Below are 20,315 nucleotides of genomic sequence, written 5' to 3'. Positions count from 1 at the left end.
TGACGGCTACATTCCCTTAACATTATCAAGCCTTTTGATGATAATTATTAGCACGCTGCGAAATTATTCATCGCAGTGATGTTACGGATTAAATCCGTTTGCTTAAGGGATAGTTTCACCATGGAAATCAATGTTAATGGCCGGGTGGTTCCACTCGGCGATATCTCGCCCGAGACCCCGCTGCTGTACGTTTTACGCAACGATCTGCAATTGAACGGCCCCAAATACGGCTGCGGCCTGGGGGAGTGTGGCGCCTGCACGGTGCTGATCGACGGCGTCGCCGCACGCTCCTGCTCAATGCCGCTGTCTGCCGTAGGAAACAAATCCGTCACCACGCTGGAAGGCCTGGGCAGCGCGGAAGCGCCGCATCCGGTACAGCAAGGGTTTATTGATGAGCAGGCGGCGCAGTGCGGTTACTGCGCCAACGGCATGATCATGACGCTGGTCGCGCTGTTCGAACGCGAGCCGCAGGCCGACGAACAAACCATCAAGAAAGAATTGGCCTACAACCTGTGCCGCTGCGGCACGCATATCGAGATCTTGCACGCCGCCGAGCGTGCCCGCGATCTGCTGGCCGCGCGGAGGCAAGCATGAGCCGCCTCGAACTGACCCGCCGCCAGCTGCTGCAGGCCGGCGGTGTGGTGATGGTCAGCAGCCTGCTGCCTGCGCCATTGAGCGCCTTCGCCGCCGATGCGGTGACATCGCCCGCCGATCTGCCGCTGGATCGGGTGGACAGCTTTATCAGCCTCAGCGCCGACGGCCGGGTGACGGCGTTCAACGGCCACGTCGATCTGGGCACCGGCATTCGCACCGCGCTGGCGCAGATCGTCGCCGATGAAATTTGCGTGCCGTTTGATCACGTCACGATGATCCTTGGCGATACGCAACGCACGCCGGATCAGGGGCCGACCATCGCCAGCGCCACCCTTCAGGTGACCTCAGTGCCGCTGCGGCAGGCGGCGGCGCAGGTGCGGCACCTGCTGACGGCGCTGGCGGCCAAAGCCTTCGAACTGCCGGCCGAACAGCTGACGGCGGCGGCGGGGCAGGTATTTGTGACCAGGAACCCAGGGCGATCGCTGAGCTATGCGCAGCTGGCGAGCGGGCAAAATCTGCACGTGATGCTGGATAAAAACGTGCAGCTGAACAGCGAACGGCAGAACCACTATGTGGGTCGCGCCGTGCCCCGGGTCGATATTCCGGAAAAGGTCAGCGGTGGGCTGACCTACGTCCACGACCTGCGCTTGCCCGGCATGCTGCATGGCCGCGTGGTGCGCCCGCCATACATAGGCGCCGACAGCAGCGCGCCGTTGGGCGGCGGCCTGCTGTCGGTGGATGAAAGCTCGATCGCGCACCTGCCGGGCATCGTGAAACTGGTGGTGATCAACGATTTCATCGGCATCGTGGCCGAGCGCGAGGAGCAGGCGATCGCCGCCATGCGCCAACTGAAAACCGAATGGAAACCCTGGGCCGGGTTGCCGGATCTGTCGCCGGAAGCGCTGCCCGCCGCGCTGGAGGCCAATCCGAAAACCGACCGCGTGCTGCGCGACGACGCGGGCACTGACGCCGCGCTGGCATTGCTGCATACCGAAGTGCAGGCCGACTATGTCTGGCCTTACCATCAGCACGCCTCGATCGGCCCTTCCTGCGCGGTGGCGGAAGTCAAAGACGGGCGGGCGCAGGTGTGGTCCGGCACGCAAAACCCGCACGATCTGCGCAAAGACATCGCCAGGCTGCTCGAGCTGCCGCCTGGGCAGGTGCACATCACCCGCATGGAGGCCTCCGGCTGCTATGGCCGCAACTGCGCCGACGACGTTTCGGCGGACGCGGCGCTGCTGGCGCGGGCCACCGGCCAGCCGGTGCGCGTGCAGCTGATGCGCGAACAGGAATCCGGCTGGGAGCCGAAGGGCACCGGCCAGCTGATTCGGGTGCGCGGCGGCCTCGACGCGCAAAACCGGGTGGCGGCCTACGAATTGAAAACCAGCTATCCCTCCAACAATGCCGTGACCTTGCCGCTGGTGCTGACCGGCAAAGTGGCCAACCGGGCCGATGTGCAGCAGATGGGCGATCGCACCGCCATTCCGCAATACGAGTATCCGCACATGCGGGTGATCTGCCAGGACGCCGCGCCGATCGTGCGGGCTTCGTGGATGCGCGGCGTTTCGGCGCTGCCCAACGTGTTCGCCCATGAGTCCTGGATCGACGAGCTGGCCTGGCGCGCCGGCGAGGATCCGATCGCGTTTCGTTTGCGCTATCTGAACGATCCGCGCGCGGTGGCCTTGATTGAAGCCCTGAAACGGCAGGCGAACTGGCAAGACGGCCCGGCGCACCGCTCGCGCGCCGCCGGCGCCGAAGTGGTTAGCGGCCGCGGCTTCGCCTATGCGCGCTATTTTCACAGCAAATTCCCCGGCTTCGGCGCCGCCTGGGCGGCCTGGGTGTGCGATCTCAGCGTCAACCGCCGCTCCGGGCAGATCACGCTCGATAAAATCTTCGTGGCGCATGACTGCGGCCGCATGATCAACCCGGCCGGGGTGCGCCATCAGGTGCACGGCAACGTCATCCAGTCCGCCAGCCGGGTGCTGAAAGAGTTCGTGACCTTCAACAAGACGGGGGTGACGTCATTGGACTGGGGCGGCTATCCGATCCTGCGTTTCGACGAGCTGCCGCAGATCGATATCCAGCTGATCGATCGCCCGGAGGAAGCGCCGATGGGCGCCGGAGAATCCGCCTCGGTGCCGAGCGCGGCGGCGATCGGCAACGCGCTGTTTGACGCGCTAGGCGTGCGGCTGCGCGAGGTGCCGTTTACGCCGGCGCGGGTGCTTGCCGCGCTGCGCGCCCAGGCCGGCCATTAATCCCCGTCACGAACAAGGACAGCAAAGATGAGTAAGATGAAAAAGATCGCCGGGTGGGGCGGGGTTACGGTGCTCGCCGTGGTGGTGGCCGGCGTTGTCGCCAGCTGGCAACCGGAAATCGCGCCGCTCTCCGCCGACGCGACGCACAGTTTCAGCGAGGCGCAGATCGCGCGCGGCAAAACGCTGGCCGATCTCGGCGATTGCGCGGTGTGCCACACCCGTTCGGGCGGCGAGCGCAACGCCGGCGGGCTGGCGATGGCGATCCCCTTCGGCACCATTTACACCACCAACATCACGCCGGACGTGGAAACCGGCATCGGCAGTTGGAGTTACGCGGCGTTTGAACGCGCCATGCGCCACGGCGTCGATCGCCAGGGCCGCTACCTTTATCCGGCGTTTCCCTATACCGCCTTTACCCGCACGAGTGACGACGATCTGCAGGCGCTGTACGCCTACCTGATGTCGCAACCGCCGGTCAACTATCGGCCGCCGGCCACCGATCTGCACTTTCCGTTCAATATCCGCCAGGGCATCTTCGCCTGGAACCTGCTGTTCCTGACGCCGGGCGCGATGCAGGAAAACCCGGCCCAAAGCGCCGCCTGGAACCGCGGCGCTTATCTGGCCGAAGGGCTGGGGCACTGCAGCGCCTGCCACTCGCCGCGCAACGTGCTGTTCGGCGAGAAAACCGGTAGCGACCACCTGGCCGGCGGCGTGGCGGAAGGCTGGACGGCGCCGGCGTTGACCGGCCGCTCGCCCGCGCCGCTCGATTGGACGCAGCAGGATCTGGTCGATTTCATGCGTACCGGCTACTCGGCCAACCACGGCGTGGCCGCCGGCCCGATGGCGCCGGTGATCGAAGAAGGGTTGTCCCGCTTGCCGCAGGCGGATCTGCAGGCGATCGCCGTCTATCTGCGCAGCTATCATCCTGAAACGGCGGCGGGCGCGACGGCGGCCACGTTGAACGCTAAGGCGGAGCGGCAGGTCGAGCCCCTGAGCTCGCAAGGCGCGCGGCTGTTTTCCGGCGCCTGCATGGCTTGTCATGCGCAGGAAAAGGGCGCGCAGATGGCGGGGGTGCGGCCTTCTCTGGCGCTGAACACCAACCTGTTCGCCGAGGCGCCGGACAACGCCATTCGCGTGGTGCTGGATGGCATACAGCGGCCGGCGAACGCCGAACTGGGCTATATGCCGGGCTTCCGCCATAACCTGGATGACGCGCAGATCGCCATCCTGCTCAACTATCTACGGCAGCACTACGCCGGTCAGGCGCCGTGGCCCGATCTGACCGCGCAGGTCAGCCGTTTGCGCGCCGAAACCGCGCAGAAATAGCCGTCGGGGGCTGGACAGCCGCGTCGCGTTGGCGACAATAGGATCTTTCACATGGACAGGGGCAGTAAAATGAATACGTTAGACGCAATCCGCCAGCGCCGCGCCACCAAACAGTTTGATGCGCAGCACGTGATGACGCTCGAAGAGAAAAAAGCGTTGCTGACTATCGCGCTGCAGGGCGCACCCAGCGCTTTTAACCTGCAGCACTGGCGCCCGCTGTTGATCGAAGATCGCGCCCAGCGCGAGAAAATTCGCGAAGCGGCGTGGGGGCAGGCACAGGTCACCGACGCGTCGATGCTGGTCGTGCTGTGCGGCGATCTGTCGAGCTGGGAGTCACAGGTAAAAAACGTCTGGGCCGAGGCGGCGGAGCCGGTACAGCAGTTCATGATCCCGGCCGTCGATCAGTATTATCGCGGTAAGCCGCAGGTGCAGCGCGACGAAGTGATGCGCAGCAGCGGTATCTTCGCCCAGACGCTGATGCTGGCGGCCAAGGCGCAGGGCTACGACTCTTGCCCGATGGACGGGTTTGATTTCGACGCCGTGGGCGAGATCATCAACAAACCGGCGCACTATCAGATCGCGCTGATGGTCGCCATCGGCAAGGCGGCGGGGCAGCCTTATCCGCGCATCGGCAAACTGCCGTTCGACGAGGTGGTGAAAACCGATCGTTTCTGAGCTGGGCGGTGAATGACAAAAGGGAAGGCTTGCGCCTTCCCTTATTTTTTTGCGACGCACAGTTCGTTCCAGTAGCTGAAACGGATGCGCCGTTGCAGGCGGTGATGCCACATGGCCAACTCCTTCTACCCTACACGGTGTAAATAAATAACACCGCGCCGGGCGCAAGACGAATGCCTTATTGTGCATAGCTTGCCCGCCGGACGGGATTAACCGGTTTTATCAGCCCGCCGGGCGACCGGCGAGAGCCGCCAGCCGAAGTTCATGCCCGCTGCGGCGCCCAGGATCGCCAGCGTGCCCAGTAGCTGCAGCAGGCTGAGGCGGTGGCCGAACGCGGCCCAGTCCACCACGATCGCCACCGCCGGGTAGATGAACGACAGGGCGCCGACCAGAGAGGTGGGGATCTTCTGAATGGCGCCGTACAGCAGCGTGGACATCAAGCCGGTATGCACCAGGCCGAGGGTCGCCAGCAGCAGCCAGTCGATCGGGGCCGCAGGCGGCGTGGCCAGGCCGGCGAACGGCGCCATCACCAGCGCGCCGACGGTCAGCTGAATCAACACGATCAGCTGCGGCTGCAGCGCGGCCAGCTGTTTGACGATCGCCGCCGCAATGGCGTACATCAGGGCCGCACCCAACGCCAGCGCCACGCCGAGCAGATAGTCATCGCCGCCGCCGTTTTGCCGGCCGGTGACGATCAACACCATTCCCGCGAACGCCAGCAGAAGCCAGCCCAGCCGATTAGCCGTCAGCTTTTCGCCGAACAGCAGCGCCCCCAGCGCCACCAACATGAACGGCTGAACGTGGTAGGTAACGGTGGCGACCGCGATCGAGGCATGCGCATAGGCGGCAAACAGCAGCGTCCAGTTGAGCACCAGGGCGATCCCCCCCAGAATGGCGAAGCTCAGCTGGCGCCGGTTGATCGCGCCTGATTTCAGCTGACCGAGTGCGGCGCAGGTCGCCAGCATGGCCAGCGCGCCGAACGCGCAGCGCCAAAACACCACCGTCGCGGGCGGCTGCCCTAAAACGAGCACCGGCCACCCCACGGTGCCGGAGATGGTCATGGCGAGGATCATTTGCACTGCGCCGCGCGTTTTCGTTTTCATGTGGTTTCCCTCGTTGCCTGCCCGCACTTGCGGCAAAGCGGTGCAATCATTAAAATGAACAATCGAACATTATGATGAACATGAATACGAGTGTTCGTCAAGTCGAACAATTGGATGGTATAGCGAACAATGAGCGATAGCCTAATGCAGAACATCACGCCGATCGGCCTCTTGTCGGCGGCGATCCGCCGCGAGCGGGAGCGAGTGAACCTGTCCGTCACCGAACTGGCGAAGCGCGCGGGCATCGCCAAGTCCACGCTGTCGCAGCTGGAAGCCGGCAGTGGCAATCCCAGCCTGGAAACGCTATGGGCGCTGGCGATGGCGCTGGATGTGCCGGTCAGCCGGCTGATTTCACAACCGAGCAGGCAGGTGCAGGTGATCCGCGCCCATGAGGGTACGCCGGCGCTGTCGGAGCAGGGCAACTACGCCGCCACGCTGCTGGCCACCTGCCCGCCGGGGGCGCAGCGCGACATTTACCGGCTGCGGGTGCAGCCCGGAGAAGCCAAGCTTTCCCGGCCGCATCCTCCCGGCACCGTCGAGCATGTGATTATCAGCAGCGGGCGCGCGCGCCTGGGGCCGGCAGACCAGCCGCAGGAGCTGAGCGCCGGCGATTACATCAGCTATTCCGCCGATCGCGAGCACGTTTTCGAAGCGCTGGAGCCGGAGACCACCGCCGTGATGCTGATCGAACAGGGCTAACCTGGGCGTTGACGGTTCGTTTATTGAAAATGATTCTCAATTATATTAGTGTGCCCGCCTGTTTTGACGCCGGGACGGGCGCGTAGCCCGGCGTCGCTGTTTATTGCCCTTCAAGGACCGAAGATGAAAATCGCTATTCCTTCCCTGCTGTTATTCGCCGGTTTGACGGCGACGCACCCGGCCACCGTGTTGGCCGTCGCACCGCCCGCCGCGGCGGATCAGGGCCAGAACGACACGGCCAACAACGATTTCAGCTTCGTACGCTATCGCGCGGATTACCGCGTCAACGCCAACGCCACCAACGTGAAGACGGAAAGCTACGAAGTGCTGCTGAAGACCAAGGCGGCGGTCGAGAAATTCAGCCAGATCCGCCTGAGCTACAGCGAAAAAATGGAAACGCTGGAGGTGGTCGCCGCCTACACGCTGACCGCCGACGGCCAGCGCCACGACGTGGCGCCCGATCGCATCTATACCCAGGAGAGTTACTCCAGCGCCACGGCGCCGCTGTATGCCGACCGTAAAGTGCGCGTCATCGTGTTCTCCAACCTGGCGCCGGGATCGCGCGTGGTGTATGAGCTGCGCCGCACGCAAAACACGCCGTATTTCCCCGACTATTTCGGCCTGTGGGAGACGTTCAGCGTTTTCGATCAGTTCGACGATGCCGAAGTGACCCTGCAGGCGCCCGCCAAGCTGCCGATGCATATTTTCACGCGCGGCGTGGCGGGCGGAGACCAGCCGCAGATCCGCGACGGGCAGGCGCACTGGCGCTGGCATTATTCACGCAGCGCGCCGATGAAATCGCAAAACTGGGCGGCGGACAGCTGGACCTTCAGCCCGACCATCATGGCCAGCACCTACCGCGAGTGGCCGCAGTTGGCCAAGGCCTACCAGCTGAAGGCCGGCGCGGCGGCGAAGGTGACGCCGGGCATCCAGGCGTTGGCGGACAACATCACCGCCGGCATCAGCGATCGGCGCGAGCAGGCGGAGGCCCTCTATCGCTGGGTGGCGCAAAACATTCGTTACGTGGCGGTGTATCTGGGCAACGGCGGGCTGGAGCCGAATTCGGCGCAGAGCATTCTCGACAACCACTACGGCGACTGCAAGGATCACGTGGTGATCCTGGAGGCGCTGCTCGCCGCCAAAGGCATTGCAAGCTCGCCGGTGCTGATCGGCATGGACGAAGGCCCGATACTGCCTAAAGTGCCGCTGCTCAGCCGCTTTAATCACGCCATCACCTACGTGCCGGAATTCAAACTGTACCTGGATTCCACCAATCCGTGGGCGCGCTTCGGGCAACTGCCGGAAGGCGATCTGGGGGCGCCCGTGCTGCTGACGCGCGACGCCAAACTGGCGCGCACGCCGGGCAGCGACGAGCAGCCGGTCAAGAGCGCGTTGAGCGTCGATTTCGTGTTCGACAAAGCGGGTAATCTGCACGGGCAAACCGAGCGTCGGCTGAGCGAAGTGGAAGAGATTGACCTGCGGGGCTACTTCTCGCAGATCAACCGGCAGAACCGGGCGCAGGCCGAAGCGTCGATCATGTCCGCCTCCGGCATCGACGGCAGCGGCGAGGTGGCGATGAACAGCGATCCGCTGGATCTCAAAAAACAGTTCGGTTACCGCTTCCGCTTCAAGGCGGACGACTACGTCGATTTCGGCGTGGTGGGCGGCATGACGCTGCCCAATCCGCCCGGCGGCAAATCGTTCCGCACGCTGTACACCACCACGGCGGCGCCGGGCAACGAAACGCCGTTCTACTGCAGCGCGCAGCGCTACGACGAAACCTACCGTCTGCAGTTGCCGGCCAACGTACCGATCATCGCCATTCCGCAAGACAGGCAGTTCCGCAATGCGGCGGGCGACTATCGCGTGGCGTGGCGGCGCGACGGGCAGCAGGTGATCGTCAATCATCAGCTGCAGGTGAACGCCATTCGCGGCAAGGAGGCGCTGTGCCAGGCGCAGGATTACCCGGCGTTCCGCGAGCTGTTCCAGCAGGTGCGGCGCGGTTTCCGCGGCCAGGTGGTGTACGGCGAATTGGCCACCGGCAAGTAAGCCGATGCCCGTAGCTGGATAAAAAAATGGCCCCCAAACAGACAAGAGTTTGGGGCCTGTAGAGTTCCCTCTACACGATGTTGTTTGGATCTCAGCGTCAGGCGGATCGGCACCGATTAGTCGCGGCCCGTCTAACCTGAGGCGGGCCGCCGGGGCGTTACTTGTTCACCACCAGGCCGACGCCGCGGCCGCGCGGATCGGACGCGGTTTCCGGCGTGCGACCATCGATGCGGATGGCCTGAATATCCCCCATGTTCCAGCCCTGGTCTTCGAGGGTGTAGCCCATGGCTTTCAGCTCTTCCGCCGGTTTGCCGGTCAGCGGCGCAAAGCTGTCATAGTACAGGGTGTCCTTCGGCAACAGCTGATGGTGCACGCGCTGGGCGGCCACCGCCTGCGCCAGCGGCAGGTGATAATCGTAGAGGTTGTTGATCACCTGGAAGATCGAGGTGAAGATGCGCGATCCGCCCGGCGTGCCGATCACCAGGCTGACCTCGCCGTCGCGGGTGATGATGGTCGGGCTCATCGAGGAGAGCATGCGTTTGCCCGGCTCGATGGCGTTGGCGTCGCTGCCCACCACGCCGAAGGCATTGGCGACGCCGGGTTTGGCGCTGAAGTCGTCCATCTCGTCGTTGAGCAGGAAGCCGGCGCCTTTGACCACCACGCCGCTGCCGAAGTCCCAGTTGAGCGTATAGGTGTTGCTGACCGCGTTGCCGGCGGCATCGACGATCGAGAAGTGGGTGGTTTGGTGGGTTTCCAGCCCCGGCCGCACCTGTTCGGTCGGCGAGATCGCCGTCGGGTTGATCTCGGCGGCGCGTTTCTTCAGGTAGTCGGGGGCGATCAGCTGCGCTTCCGGCACGTGAGTGAAATCCGGGTCGCCGAGGTAGTCGGCGCGATCGGCGAACACGCGTTTTTCGATTTCCGCCAGCAGGTGGATATAGCGCGCCGAGTTCAGCGGCACCCCCTTGAAATCGGCGGCGCGATCCTCTTTTATCCCCAGCAGCTGCGCCAGCGCAATGCCGCCGGAGCTGGGCAGCGGGGCGGTATATACGGTGTTGCCGCGCCAGCTGATGCGCATCGGTTCACGCCATTTCACCCGATAGTCGGCCAAATCCGCCGCGCCGATCAGCCCATTGTCGCGCTGCATTTGCGCCACCAGCAGGCGCGCGGTTTCGCCGTGATAAAAATCGTCGGCGCCCGACTTGGCGATGCGCTCGAGCGTGGCCGCCAGCTCCGGCTGTTTGAACACCGCGCCGGGCTTCATGGCGCCGAAATAGTCGCCGAAGTTGGTTTTCCCGGCGAACAGCTTGTTGGCGTCTTCACGGTACTGATACTGCTGATCCGCCACGGTGAAACCTTGCCGGGCGTAGGCGATCGCCGGCGTCAGCAGTTCGGCCCATGGCAGCTTGCCGAAGCGTTTATGCGCTTCCCACAACCCCAGCACGGTGCCCGGCACGCCGGCGGCGCGGCTGCCCACCAGGCTTAGATTTTCGATCACTTCGCCTTTCTCGTTCAGATACATAGTTTTGCCGGCGGCCTTGGGCGCCACTTCGCGGTAGTCGAGGAAATAGGGTTTGCCGTCGACGTACAGCGTCATAAAGCCGCCGCCGCCGATATTGCCGGCTTCAGGGTAGGTGACCGCCAGGGTAAAGGCGGTGGCGACCGCTGCGTCAACCGCATTGCCGCCGCCCCGCAGAATCTGCGCGGCGACGTTAGCGCCATACCGATCCGGGGCGGCGACCGCACCGGCGGTGAGATCGGCGGCAAAGGCGGCGGGAAGGGGGCAGGCCAGGGCCACGCTCAGAGCTATCGTTTTCAATAAACCGGCAGACATAGACGATCCTTTTAGCGATGTTCAGTTATCAGGTGAATTCAACTAATTATTTTGAAACAGCAGGTTAGCGCGTTTTCTTCGGGCTGTTGCGGCGCTTTATTGAAGGTAGCAGCGGTCAGGCGGGCCCGCCTGACCAGAGTGGCGAATCGTGACGTGGCGCGTTATGCGCCGGCGGGCAGCGCCGACTGCAGCCATTGGCAGAAGTGGCGGGCGAGCGGGTTGTGTTCGCTGTCGCGGTGCAGCAGCCACGCCCAGTTGGCGCCGCGCACGCGTTGCTCGGTTAACGGTTGCAGCAGCCCGGCGTCGTGCGCGTGCTGCGCCAGCAGTTGGCTGACCAACGCGATGCCGAGGCCATTGCAGGCGGCGTCCAGCAGCAGACCGGGATCGGAGAAGTTCAGCCCGCTGTCGCGCTGGCCGACGTGCGCGCCGCCCGCCACCGTCCAGTGGCTCCAGTCCATCTCCCGTTCGCCGTGCAGGGTCACGCGCTGCTCCGCCGCCAACGCCAGCAGGCTGGGGTGGCAGGCGGGATAAAGCCGGTCGCTGCAGAGCAGGTTAAAGGTGCAGTCCGCCTGCGCGCTGAGATCGTCGCGGATCGCCAGATCGATACTGTCCGTCGCCATATTCGGCGGTTCAAAGCTGGTGAACAGCCACAGGTCGACCTGCGGATGCTGCCGATTGAAGTCGCCCAGCCGCGGCGTCAGCCAGTGGCGGGCGAAAGCCGGGGTGGTGTTGACGATCAGCTGGTTGGGTTTGCGGTACTGATCCAAACGGCGAATGCCGACCGCCAGCTGTTGCAGCATCACCTGCGCGGTGCTGAAAAGATCGTGGCCGGCGTCGGTCAGCGCCACGCTGCGGCCGGTACGGAAGAACAGCGGCTGCTCCAGAAACGCTTCGAGGCTGCGGATCTGCTGACTGATGGCCGACTGGGTAAGGTGCAGTTCTTCGGCAGCCTGATGAAAACTGCCCAGGCGCGCCGCCGCTTCGAAACCGCGCAGCGCGCTCAAAGGGGGCCAGTGTTTTAACATTATCGATAAGCCTGTCTAATCAGATGTCCGCTAAATATATCGTTTGTCGCGGTGCCAGGGGAAGACTAGCATAAGATTCAACCGCACAACCGTGAATTATTCGGTTAACATTTTGAATTATAAATGATTAAAAGAGGTCTTCAATGTCAACTCGTCGCGTGTTTATTAAACAGCTTTCCGCCGTTGCCGGGGTCGGTTTGACGGCCTCGCTAGGCATTCCGTTACGCAGTCACGCAGAAGCTGCGCTTAATCCGGCCTGGCGGATGCCCGACGAAGGGGAACCGCAGCAGCGGGCGTTTCTCGCCTTCGGCGCGCAGCGGGCCATCTGGGGCGAATTCACGGCGGATGTGCAGGCGGCGCAGGGGCGTATCGCCCGCGCCATCGCCGAGTTTCAGCCGGTGACGGTATTTTGCCGCGGCAATGAACGGCAATTGGCCGAGGCCACCTGCGGCAGTCACAACGTCAGCTATGTCGTCACCGAGCTGGATGACATCTGGGTGCGCGATTTCGGCGCCAATTTCGTCGTCAACGGCGCCGGCGAACTCGGGGCGGTGGATTTCAACTTCAACGGCTGGGGCAATAAACAGCGGCATGCCAGGGATGCGCGCCTGGCGGCGTTTGCCGCCAACCGCTACGGCGCTGTTCAACTGCGCCGCAGCGCATTGGTGGGTGAAGGCGGCGGTATCGAAGTAGACGGGCACGGCACCGGCATCATGACCGAGAGCAGCTGGGTGAATGCGAACCGCAATCCGGGCTGGAGCCGGGACCGGGTGGAGCAGGAGCTGAAAGCGATGCTCGGCCTGCGCAAAATAATCTGGCTGCCGGGCATCAAAGGCCGGGACATCACCGACGCCCACGTCGATTTTTACGCCCGCTTCGTGCGGCCGGGCGTGGTGGTGGCCAACCTGGACACCGATCCGGCCTCTTATGACCATGCGGTTACCCAGCAACATCTGGCGATCCTCAAGGCGGCGAGCGACGCCGACGGCCGCCGGCTGCAGGTGCATACGCTTTCGCCGCCGCTGGCGCCGCGCGACAGCCGATTCAGCCGCAACAACCCGGATTTTGCGGCGGGCTACATCAACTATTTCGTCATCAACGGCGCGGTGATCGCCCCGGAGTTTGGCGACCCGCAGGCGGATCGGGCGGCGCTTGCGCTGCTGACGGCGCTCTATCCGCAGCGCAAGGTGGTGCAGTTGGAGATCGACGCCATCGCGGCCGGCGGCGGCGGCATTCACTGCGTGACCAGCCAACTGCCAAGGCACGGCCGATAATACCGCGCAATGTTCAAAAAATGCGCACCGGGTTGTTTGTCACGATCGGCTGTGGTTGGCTTAGTGCTGACACAAGGAGAAAATCATGACCGATTCACCCTCGACCATTCCCACCTGGTATCGGGATCCGCGCGCGGAAGAGGCCATGGCCGATGGCCATGCGCCCATCTGGCGGCATCTTATCGACCTGGTGCCGGAAAACGAACTGTCCGGCGTGAAGGTGCTGGATTTCGGCTGCAATCAGGGCGGTTTTCTGCGCCTGCTGTACCAGCTCCGCCCATTTCAGCAGGGGCTTGGCGTTGATATCGCTCGCCGGTCCGTCGATGAAGCCAACCGGCTGAAAGGGCATCTGCCGGTGGTTTATCAAACCGATACGCGGCTGAACGGCTGGGACGACCATTTCGATATCGCCTTCAGTCATGAAGTCATCTATCTGATCGACGATATTGCCCAGCATGCTGCCGATATACTGCGGGTGCTGAAGCCGGGCGGCGTTTACTATGCGGTGACCGGTTGCCACACCGGCAACCCGCTGTGGCCGCAGTGGCGTGAACGGGTGGCTGCAGATACCCATACCGTGGTGCAGGATCGGTCGCTGGCCGACTATGCGCGCATTTTCTCCGCCGCGGGGTTCCAGGTCTCTGCCCGCAGGCTGGGCTTTTCCGGCTTCGTGCCCTATGAGCCGGACGGGTGGATGCCGGATATCGCGGCGGCAATCGACTACTATTGGCACACCAAAACGGTGTTCAGGCTGGTTAAACCCTAAAAATCCTACGTGGCGCAGCCCCCGGCTGAAGTGGAACGCTTTATTGCATTGGCTAAAAACCGCTGCGCCAGTTTGCTGAAACCACGCTGAAGCGATATTGCTCCACCGTTTCCCGCTTCGACAAGATTTTACCGAATCCTTACGCAACCCTTTCAGAAGCGAATGTCGGCATTCGATATATTGAGAATAGTCATTCTCAACAGGATCGTATTGCAATGCAGAGGAAAACGCTTTTGGTGCTCGGGCTGTCGCTGTTGTTGGCCGCCTGCGATGGGCAAAACGCCGGTGCGCCAGCCGGCGCGGGCGCAGAACAGGAGGTCGGCGTGGTCACGCTGCGCGGCCAGTCAGTGACCCTGAGCAGCGAGTTGACCGGCCGGGTCAACGCCACCATGACATCCGACGTGCGGCCGCAGGTCGACGGCATCATCAAGCAGCGGCTGTTTACCGAAGGGGCCGAGGTCAAGGCCGGGCAGGTATTGTATCAAATTGACCCTGCCAGCTATCAGGCCAGCTACGATCAGGCCGCCGCCCAGCTGAAAAACGCCCAGGCCACGGTGCAATCCACCCGGCTCAAATCGCAGCGCTATGCGGCGCTGGTGAAAGAGAACGGCGTTTCTCAGCAGGATGCGGACGATGCCAAAGCCGCCTATCTGGCGGCCGTGGCGTCGGTGGCCCAATATCAGGCGGCGCTGGAGACGGCGCGCATCAACCTCGCTTATACCCAGGTGCGGGCGCCGATCGCCGGCCGCATCGGCATCTCGTCGGTGACGCCGGGCGCGCTGGTCACCGCCAGCCAAAGCGATGCGCTGGCCACCATCCGCGCACTCGACCCGATCTATGTCGATCTGACCCAGTCCAGCGCCCAGCTGCTTAAACTGCGGCGCCAGCAGGCGGCGTTACAGCGCAGCGCGGTCACGCCGGTCGCCATCAAGCTGGAGGACGGTACGCCTTATGCCCATGCCGGCAAGCTCGAGCTGACCGAAGTCGCGGTGGACGAAGCCACCGGTTCGGTCACGCTGCGCGCGGTGTTCCCCAACCCCGAACATGAATTGTTGCCCGGTATGTATGTCCACGCCACGGTGGATAACGGCGTCGATCCCAAAGCCATTCTGGCGCCGCAGCAGGGCATAACCCGCAATGCCAAAGGGGAAGCCACCGCGTTGGTGGTGGACGAACAGAACAAAGTGGCGCAGCGCACCGTCAGCGCCGAACGGGTGGTGGGCAGCAATTGGCTGATCGGCAGCGGGCTGAACGAAGGCGATCGCCTGATCGTCGAAGGCACCAGCAAGGTCACGATCGGCGCCGCGGTGAAGCCGGTTGAGGTTTCGGTCGACAAAACCCACAGCGGGGAGCAGTGATATGGCGCAGTTCTTTATCCGGCGGCCGGTATTCGCCTGGGTGATCGCCATCATCATCATGCTGTGCGGCCTGATGTCGATCAATTCGTTGCCCGTTTCGCAGTATCCGGACGTCTCGCCGCCGCAGATCTCCATCTCCGCCACCTACCCGGGCGCGGACGCGGAAACGCTGGAAAACAGCGTCACCCAGGTGATTGAGCAGCAGCTCACCGGCCTGGACGGCCTGCTGTATTTTTCTTCGACCAGCAGCTCCAGCGGCTCGGTCAGCATCAACGTCACCTTTGATCAGGGCACCGATCCGGATATCGCTCAGGTGCAGGTGCAAAACAAGGTGCAGCAGGCGGAAAGCCGTTTGCCGAGCGCGGTTACCGCGCAGGGCGTGACGGTCAAGAAATCCCAGAGCAGCTTCTTGCTGATCGTCGGGCTGTATGACGAAAGCGACAAGGCGACGATGGCCGATATCTCCGACTATCTGGTCAGCAACCTGCAGGATCCGCTGTCGCGCATCGAGGGCGTGGGGGACGTGCAGGTGTTCGGCTCGGAATACGCGATGCGCATCTGGCTGGATCCGACCAAGCTGGCGAGCTATGCGCTGATGCCTTCCGACGTGCAGACGGCGATCGAAGCGCAAAACACCCAGGTGTCCGCCGGCAAGATCGGCGATCTGCCGGCCGCCGCCGATCAGCAGCTGACCGCCACGGTAAAGGCGCAGTCGCGGCTGCAAACGCCGGAACAGTTTCGCAATATCATCCTGAAAAGCGACAGCAGCGGCGCGCTGGTGCGGCTGGGCGATGTGGCGCGGATTGAGCTGGGCAACGAGGACTACTCCGCCAGCGCGCGCCTCAACGGCCACCCGGCGGCGGGGATCGCGGTCAAGCTGGCGGCGGGCGCCAACGCCCTCAACACCGCCAAGCTGGTGAAGGCCAAGGTGGCGGAATACCAAAGCGCGATGCCGCAGGGCTACAAGGTGGCCTACCCGAAAGACAGCACCGACTTTATCAATATCTCGATCGAGGAGGTGGTGAAAACGCTGTTCGAAGCGGTGGCGTTAGTGGTGGTGGTGATGTTCGTGTTCCTGCAAAACCTGCGCACCACGCTGATCCCGACCATCACCGTGCCGGTAGTGTTGCTGGGCACCTTCGGCGTGCTGGCGGCGTTCGGCTATTCAATCAATACCCTGACGCTGTTCGGCATGGTGTTGGCGATCGGGCTGTTGGTGGACGACGCCATCGTGGTGGTGGAAAACGTCGAGCGCGTGATGCGCGAGGATAAGCTGCCGCCGCGCGAGGCGACGGAGAAATCGATGCGCGAAATCACCGGCGCATTGGTCGGCATCGCGCTGGTGCTGTCGGCGGTGTTTCTGCCGATGGCGTTCTTCGGCGGCTCCACCGGGGTGATCTATCGCCAGTTTTCGATCACCGTCGTCTCCTCGATGGTGCTGTCGGTGGTGCTGGCGTTGACGCTGGCGCCGGCATTGTGCGCCACGCTGCTGAAGCCAGCGCACGACGCGCAGACCGACAAGGGCTGGCTGGGCAAATTCAACCGCGGCTATGACCGGCTGCAGGAGAAGTACGCCGACAAGGTCGGCGGGGTGATCCACCGGCCGACGCGCTATCTGCTGCTGTACGGCCTGCTGTTGATCGCCGCGGCCGTGATGTACCTGCGCTTGCCGACCGGCTTTCTGCCCAACGAGGATCAGGGCACGGTGATGGTGCAGTACACCTTGCCGGCCGGCGCCACCAACGCGCGCACCTCGGCGGTGAGCGAGGCGGTGACCGCCTATTTCCTCGACCAGGAAAAGGCCAACGTCAGCACCATTTTCACCATTAACGGTTTCGGCTTCAGCGGCAGCGGGCAAAACGCCGGCATGGCGTTCGTCAGCCTCAAAGACTGGAGCCAGCGCAGCGGCAGCGCGAACACCGCCGACGCCATCGCCAAACGCGCCATGGCGCACTTCGCCACGCTGCGCGACGCCCAGGTCTTCTCCATGAGCCCGCCAGCGATCGACGGTTTCGGCCAGTCCGACGGCTTCACCTTCGAGCTGCAGGCCAAAGGGGCGACCACCCGCGCCGAGCTGCAGGCGATGCGCGACCAGATCGTTGCCGCGGCCGCCAGCAATCCATCGCTGCTGGCGGTGCGCGCCAACACCTTGCCGGATACCCCGCAGCTGCAGGTGGAGATCGACAACGGCAAACTGCAGGCGCTCGGCCTGAGCGCCGCCGACGTCAACAGCACCCTCAGCAGCGCGTTCGGCAGCACCTACATCAACGACTTTATCGATCGCAACCGGGTGAAAAAAGTCTATATGCAGGGCGATGTGCAGTACCGCGCCAAGCCGGAAGATCTTGACCGCTGGTTTGTGCGCGGCACCAACGCGTCGGGCGCCAGCAGCATGACGCCGTTCTCCGCCTTCGCGTCTTCGCACTGGATCTACGGGCCGGAAAACCTGTCGCGCTATAACGGGCTGTCGTCGTTCGAGATCACCGGGCAGGGCGCCACCGGCGTCAGCTCCGGTACGGCGATGAGCGAGATAGAGAAGCTGGCGGCAACATTCTCCGCCGGCAGCAGCTATTCCTGGAGCGGGCTGTCCTATCAGGAGCGGCTGACCAGCGGCCAGGCGTCGTCGCTGTACGCCATTTCGCTGATCGTGGTGTTCCTGTGCCTGGCGGCGCTGTATGAGAGCTGGTCGATTCCGTTCGCGGTGATGTTGGTGGTGCCGATGGGCGTGGTGGGCTCGCTGCTGGCGATCACCCTGCGTGGGCTGGAAAACGACATCTACTTCCAGGTGGCGCTGCTCACCATCATCGGCCTGTCGGCGAAGAACGCCATTTTGATCGTCGAGTTCGCCGAGGAGATGCACCAGCGGGGTGAAACGCTGATTGGCGCGGCGGTCCACGCGGCGCGCATGCGCCTGCGACCGATCCTGATGACCTCGCTGGCATTCACCGCCGGGGTGCTGCCGCTGGCGGTATCCAGCGGCGCCGGCGCCAACAGCCGCATCGCCATCGGCACCGGTATCATCGGCGGCACCATCACCGCCACCGCCTTGGCGATCTTTTTCGTCCCGCTGTTTTATGTGTTGGTGCGCCGCATGTTTGCCCGTCGGCCCGCCAACCCGCCGTCACAGGCAGGAGAATAACGTGTTGCAACGAGTCATGATGTTAACTTTACCGCTGCTGCTGACCGGCTGCCTGTCGCTGGATCCGCACTACCAGCGCCCGGCGGCGCCGGTGCCCGCCAACCTGCCGCAGGGCGAAGCCGGCGGCAACCGGGCGCTGAGCTACCCGGACGTCGCCTGGCGCGACTATGTCCAGGACGCCAGGCTGCGCCAGGTGGTGGCGCTGGGGCTGAACGGCAGCCGCGATCTGCGCGAGGCGATCGCCAATATCGCGTCGGCGCGCGCCCTGTACGGCGAGCAGCGCTCGGCGCTGTTCCCGACAATCAATGCCACCGCCGACGGCAGCCGCGGGCGGGCGCTGACCGGCAGCGGCAACGCCACCGCGCTGAGCCAAAGCTACGAAGCCGCGGCCGGCGTCAGCGCATTCGAGTTGGATCTGTTCGGCAAAAACGCCAGCCTGTCGCGCGCGGCGTTCGAAACCTATCTGGCGAACTCGGAGGCGGCGAAAAGCACTCGCCTGACGCTGATCGCCGATATCGTCACCGACTGGGTGGCGGTGGCGGCCGAGCGCAGCAATCTGGCGGTGGCGCAGCAGACGATGGCGAGCGCCAAACGGTCGCTGGACGTCACGCGCAACAATCAACAGCACGGGATTGCGTCGCTGGTTGACGTGGCGTCGGCGGAAACCGTCTATCAGCAGGCGCGATCGGACGCCGCCAGCTACGCTACCAGCGCCGCGCAGGCGAAAAACGCGCTGGATTTGGCGGTGGGGCAAAGCGTGCCGGAAAGCCTGCTGCCGAGCGGCATCGAGGCGCTCGGCGGGATCATGCGCGATCTGCCGGCCGGCGTCTCTTCGCAAGTGTTGCTGAAGCGGCCGGACGTGCTGCAGGCCGAGCATAACCTGAAATCCGCCAACGCCAATATCGGCTCGGCGCGGGCGGCGTTCTTCCCGTCGATCAGCCTGACCGCCAACGGCGGGGTGGGCAGCGGTGAACTCTCCTCGTTGTTCAGCCACGGAGCCGGCGTCTGGTCGTTCGCACCGAGCATCAGCCTGCCGATCTTCAGCGGCGGCTATAACACGGCTCAGTTGAATTATACCCAGGCGCAGAAAGACCTGTATGTCGCCACCTATGAGAAAGCGGTGCAGACGGCATTTCAGGAAACCGCCGACGCGCTGGCGCGCAAGGCCACGCTGCAGGAGCAGCTGGCGGCGCAGACCGGCTATGTGGCGGCGGCGCAGCAATATTATCGTCTGGCCGAGCTGCGTTACCGCCAGGGCATTGACAGCTACCTGACGCTGCTGGACGCGCAGCGCACGCTGTACACGGCGCAGCAGGCGCTGATCGCCGCGCAGCAGACCGCGTATGACAATCAGGCCACCCTTTATAAAGTGTTGGGCGGCGGCGTTGCCGCCGAGCGGCAGGGGGACGGCGTCATCGCCGACAAGACGACGCTCAGCCGCTAACCGTCAACCGCGCGCGCGCCGGGAGTGTGGCTGCGCGCGGTTTTTTTATGGAAAGTGTAAAGAAACGGAAAACCCGGCCGGCGGCCAGAACTCGCCGGGGCAGGCAGAGTCAGACAGAGAACCGCATTCCTCTTTTATTCATACCGGCTCGAGGTCGTCATGGCAGAAGACATTCAGCAACAGGTCATCGCGCTTATCGCCGCCTTCAACGCATCAGGGCGGCTGAAGAAGGGCGTGGTCATCACCCCGGAAACCGAGATCAACACCGCGCTCAACCTGTCGTTCAGCGATTCCAATACGCTGATGCGCCGCTACTTCGATACCTTCGGCGTCGACAGCGGCAACTATAACCACGAGCTGTATTTCCAGCCGCCGGCCAACACCGGCCGCTGGTTTTCCCCCTCCGCCTGCAAAGAACACCCTCGGCCGCTGTGCGTGTCGATGCTGGTGCGTTCCGCGCGCGCCAAACGCTGGTTGTACGATATCCACTTTCTTATCGAACAGCTGCGCCAGGCCTGACGCGCCGCTTAATCCGGCTCGGCCGGAGGAAAACCGGCTTCGTCCAGCGCGGCGCCGAAGGCATCGCTGTGCAACGCACTCTCGATGAGCACTTCCCGCCTGGCCGGATCGGTTTGAATGCGCGCCTGCGGGTCAACGTTCAGCAACGCCCGGGTGACGGAACTGGCGCAGCCGCCGCAGGTCATGGCTGGAATATGAAAACGAATCATTTTTACTCTCCTCGTCGATTACGGTGTTTGATAACGGTAAAGCTTGCCA

The 20,315-nt window shown here is 63.7% G+C and carries 16 protein-coding genes; 12 read left to right on the top strand and 4 right to left on the bottom strand.

Features of this window, described 5'->3' with window-relative positions; translation table 11 throughout:
* Positions 1-120 precede the first annotated feature (120 nt).
* The 4 genes from ACK3CV_RS13025 to ACK3CV_RS13010 all read left to right on the top strand — a co-directional run bounded on the left by ACK3CV_RS13025 (position 121) and on the right by ACK3CV_RS13010 (position 4,850).
* A complete protein-coding gene (locus ACK3CV_RS13025; protein ID WP_047567386.1) occupies positions 121-594 on the top strand; it encodes a (2Fe-2S)-binding protein in 474 nt (157 codons plus the stop codon).
* Positions 591-2,849 (top strand): xanthine dehydrogenase family protein molybdopterin-binding subunit, encoded by a 2,259-nt coding sequence (locus ACK3CV_RS13020; RefSeq protein WP_489009863.1) that lies wholly within the window; start codon positions 591-593, stop codon positions 2,847-2,849. The genes ACK3CV_RS13025 and ACK3CV_RS13020 overlap by 4 nt, the downstream gene beginning before the upstream one ends.
* Before the next feature lie 27 nt (positions 2,850-2,876).
* A complete protein-coding gene (locus tag ACK3CV_RS13015; RefSeq protein ID WP_060426130.1) occupies positions 2,877-4,175 on the top strand; it encodes a c-type cytochrome in 1,299 nt (432 codons plus the stop codon).
* A 69-nt stretch (positions 4,176-4,244) separates the two neighbouring features.
* Positions 4,245-4,850 carry a nitroreductase family protein gene (locus tag ACK3CV_RS13010; RefSeq protein WP_033632999.1) on the top strand — a complete coding sequence of 202 codons (606 nt, stop codon included), beginning with the start codon at positions 4,245-4,247 and terminating at the stop codon, positions 4,848-4,850.
* Between the two features lie 209 nt (positions 4,851-5,059).
* Here ACK3CV_RS13010 and ACK3CV_RS13005 read toward each other — a convergent pair whose 3' ends face one another.
* Positions 5,060-5,953, bottom strand: coding sequence for a DMT family transporter (locus ACK3CV_RS13005; RefSeq protein WP_094860091.1), 894 nt, complete (start codon positions 5,951-5,953; stop codon positions 5,060-5,062).
* 129 nt (positions 5,954-6,082) lie between these two features.
* Between ACK3CV_RS13005 and ACK3CV_RS13000 the strand changes: the two genes are divergently transcribed.
* Both ACK3CV_RS13000 and ACK3CV_RS12995 read left to right on the top strand, forming a co-directional pair.
* The gene (locus ACK3CV_RS13000; protein ID WP_033634588.1) at positions 6,083-6,652 is read left to right on the top strand and encodes a helix-turn-helix domain-containing protein; all 570 of its coding nucleotides are present in this window, start codon (positions 6,083-6,085) and stop codon (positions 6,650-6,652) included.
* Positions 6,653-6,775: 123 nt separating this feature from the next.
* A complete protein-coding gene (locus tag ACK3CV_RS12995) occupies positions 6,776-8,701 on the top strand; it encodes a DUF3857 domain-containing protein (RefSeq protein ID WP_103829543.1) in 1,926 nt (641 codons plus the stop codon).
* 157 nt (positions 8,702-8,858) lie between these two features.
* Here ACK3CV_RS12995 and ggt read toward each other — a convergent pair whose 3' ends face one another.
* Both ggt and ACK3CV_RS12985 read right to left on the bottom strand, forming a co-directional pair.
* Positions 8,859-10,532: a gamma-glutamyltransferase gene (gene ggt / locus ACK3CV_RS12990; protein WP_164141009.1), complete on the bottom strand. Its 1,674-nt coding sequence runs from the start codon at positions 10,530-10,532 to the stop codon at positions 8,859-8,861.
* 161 nt (positions 10,533-10,693) lie between these two features.
* A complete protein-coding gene (locus ACK3CV_RS12985) occupies positions 10,694-11,557 on the bottom strand; it encodes a LysR substrate-binding domain-containing protein (protein WP_033634584.1) in 864 nt (287 codons plus the stop codon).
* Between the two features lie 143 nt (positions 11,558-11,700).
* Here ACK3CV_RS12985 and ACK3CV_RS12980 point away from each other — a divergent pair, with 143 nt between their 5' ends.
* The 6 genes from ACK3CV_RS12980 to ACK3CV_RS12955 all read left to right on the top strand — a co-directional run bounded on the left by ACK3CV_RS12980 (position 11,701) and on the right by ACK3CV_RS12955 (position 20,057).
* Positions 11,701-12,831, top strand: a complete 1,131-nt coding sequence (locus ACK3CV_RS12980; RefSeq protein ID WP_039566071.1) for an agmatine deiminase family protein — start codon at positions 11,701-11,703, stop codon at positions 12,829-12,831.
* Positions 12,832-12,916: 85 nt separating this feature from the next.
* On the top strand, positions 12,917-13,597 hold the full coding sequence (locus ACK3CV_RS12975) for a class I SAM-dependent methyltransferase (RefSeq protein WP_049212194.1): 681 nt from the start codon (positions 12,917-12,919) through the stop codon (positions 13,595-13,597).
* A 215-nt stretch (positions 13,598-13,812) separates the two neighbouring features.
* A complete protein-coding gene (locus tag ACK3CV_RS12970) occupies positions 13,813-14,955 on the top strand; it encodes an efflux RND transporter periplasmic adaptor subunit (protein ID WP_049212192.1) in 1,143 nt (380 codons plus the stop codon).
* Between the two features lies 1 nt (position 14,956).
* Entirely contained in the window at positions 14,957-18,094 is a 3,138-nt protein-coding gene (locus ACK3CV_RS12965; RefSeq protein ID WP_164141010.1) for an efflux RND transporter permease subunit, read from the top strand.
* 1 nt (position 18,095) lies between these two features.
* Positions 18,096-19,538, top strand: a complete 1,443-nt coding sequence (locus ACK3CV_RS12960; RefSeq protein WP_164141011.1) for an efflux transporter outer membrane subunit — start codon at positions 18,096-18,098, stop codon at positions 19,536-19,538.
* A gap of 159 nt (positions 19,539-19,697) precedes the next feature.
* The gene (locus tag ACK3CV_RS12955; protein ID WP_164141013.1) at positions 19,698-20,057 is read left to right on the top strand and encodes a DUF1493 family protein; all 360 of its coding nucleotides are present in this window, start codon (positions 19,698-19,700) and stop codon (positions 20,055-20,057) included.
* A gap of 8 nt (positions 20,058-20,065) precedes the next feature.
* Here ACK3CV_RS12955 and ACK3CV_RS12950 read toward each other — a convergent pair whose 3' ends face one another.
* Positions 20,066-20,263 (bottom strand): heavy-metal-associated domain-containing protein, encoded by a 198-nt coding sequence (locus ACK3CV_RS12950; protein WP_165790338.1) that lies wholly within the window; start codon positions 20,261-20,263, stop codon positions 20,066-20,068.
* Positions 20,264-20,315: the final 52 nt, after the last annotated feature.

It is taken from the genome of Serratia sp. TSO36 (assembly GCF_057808395.1).
This window is presented reverse-complemented; position numbering and strand designations above follow the sequence as displayed.

Excerpts from the sequence above, each read along its gene's own strand:
- ACK3CV_RS13025 (WP_047567386.1), top strand. The coding sequence starts at position 121 with ATGGAAATCAATGTTAATGGCCGGGTGGTTCCACTCGGCGATATCTCG.
- ACK3CV_RS13020 (WP_489009863.1), top strand. The coding sequence starts at position 591 with ATGAGCCGCCTCGAACTGACCCGCCGCCAGCTGCTGCAGGCCGGCGGT.
- ACK3CV_RS13015 (WP_060426130.1), top strand. The coding sequence starts at position 2,877 with ATGAGTAAGATGAAAAAGATCGCCGGGTGGGGCGGGGTTACGGTGCTC.
- ACK3CV_RS13010 (WP_033632999.1), top strand. The coding sequence starts at position 4,245 with ATGAATACGTTAGACGCAATCCGCCAGCGCCGCGCCACCAAACAGTTT.
- ACK3CV_RS13005 (WP_094860091.1), bottom strand. The coding sequence starts at position 5,953 with ATGAAAACGAAAACGCGCGGCGCAGTGCAAATGATCCTCGCCATGACC.
- ACK3CV_RS13000 (WP_033634588.1), top strand. The coding sequence starts at position 6,083 with ATGAGCGATAGCCTAATGCAGAACATCACGCCGATCGGCCTCTTGTCG.
- ACK3CV_RS12995 (WP_103829543.1), top strand. The coding sequence starts at position 6,776 with ATGAAAATCGCTATTCCTTCCCTGCTGTTATTCGCCGGTTTGACGGCG.
- ggt (WP_164141009.1), bottom strand. The coding sequence starts at position 10,532 with ATGTCTGCCGGTTTATTGAAAACGATAGCTCTGAGCGTGGCCCTGGCC.
- ACK3CV_RS12985 (WP_033634584.1), bottom strand. The coding sequence starts at position 11,557 with ATGTTAAAACACTGGCCCCCTTTGAGCGCGCTGCGCGGTTTCGAAGCG.
- ACK3CV_RS12980 (WP_039566071.1), top strand. The coding sequence starts at position 11,701 with ATGTCAACTCGTCGCGTGTTTATTAAACAGCTTTCCGCCGTTGCCGGG.
- ACK3CV_RS12975 (WP_049212194.1), top strand. The coding sequence starts at position 12,917 with ATGACCGATTCACCCTCGACCATTCCCACCTGGTATCGGGATCCGCGC.
- ACK3CV_RS12970 (WP_049212192.1), top strand. The coding sequence starts at position 13,813 with ATGCAGAGGAAAACGCTTTTGGTGCTCGGGCTGTCGCTGTTGTTGGCC.
- ACK3CV_RS12965 (WP_164141010.1), top strand. The coding sequence starts at position 14,957 with ATGGCGCAGTTCTTTATCCGGCGGCCGGTATTCGCCTGGGTGATCGCC.
- ACK3CV_RS12955 (WP_164141013.1), top strand. The coding sequence starts at position 19,698 with ATGGCAGAAGACATTCAGCAACAGGTCATCGCGCTTATCGCCGCCTTC.